General features: G+C 61.4%; 1 protein-coding gene. It reads left to right on the top strand.

What is annotated here, in order from left to right:
- On the top strand, nucleotides 1-956 hold a 956-nt coding region (gene ubiU, locus NIM87_RS18485; protein ID WP_254676226.1), incomplete at both ends, for a ubiquinone anaerobic biosynthesis protein UbiU.

Here is a 956-nt window from a genome sequence, read left to right as displayed (position 1 = left end):
GCCGGAACCCCAGCTGCCTATCGCGAAGCCGTCGAGGCCGGTGCCGATGCGGTCTATTGCGGCTTCCGCGATGAAACCAATGCCCGCAATTTCCCCGGTCTCAATTTCACGCGCGAAGAACTGCGCCAAGCCATTGCCCATGGCCGTGACAAGGGCGTCCAGACCTATGTTGCGCTCAACACGTTCATGCGCGCCAGCAACGAGGATTTGTGGTACCGCGCCGCCGACGATGCGGTGGCGGCTGGCGCTGATGCGCTGATCCTGGCCGATATGGCGCTGATGGATTATGTGGCAACCACTTATCCCGACCAGCGTCTGCATGTTTCGGTTCAGGCTTCGGCGTCCAATGTCGATGCAATCAATCTGCTGGTCGAAAGCTTTGGCGCCAAGCGTCTGGTCTTGCCGCGTGTGCTGACCGTTGCCGAGATCGCCAATCTGGCGCGCCAGGTCGATTGCGAGCTGGAAGTCTTTGCCTTTGGCGGCTTGTGCGTGATGGCCGAGGGGCGCTGCTCGCTCTCATCCTATATCACCGGCCAATCCCCCAATATGCAGGGCGTTTGCTCGCCGGCCAGCCATGTGCGCTATCGCGAGGATGGTACCGACATGGTCTCCGAACTGGGTGGCTTCACCATCAACCGCTTCGGCCAAAATGAGCCGGCCGGATACCCCACCTTGTGCAAGGGCCGTTTCCACATTGCCGATGATGATGGCTATGCCTTCGAGGATCCAGTGAGCCTTGATGTGATGGATCACCTCGACGCCTTGCGGGCGGCCGGGGTTAAAGCGCTCAAGATCGAAGGGCGGCAGCGCGGCAAGGCCTATGTCGCCCAGGTGGTATCCAGCCTGCGCGCTGCGCTCGATGTTCCCAAGGACCAGCGCGCGCAAAAACTGGCGCAGTTGCATCGCCTGAGCGAGGGCCAGCGCACAACGTCGGGCGCCTATGAAAAGAAGTGGCG

This window comes from Devosia ureilytica (assembly GCF_024273195.1).
GTDB lineage: Bacteria > Pseudomonadota > Alphaproteobacteria > Rhizobiales > Devosiaceae > Devosia > Devosia ureilytica.
This window is presented reverse-complemented; position numbering and strand designations above follow the sequence as displayed.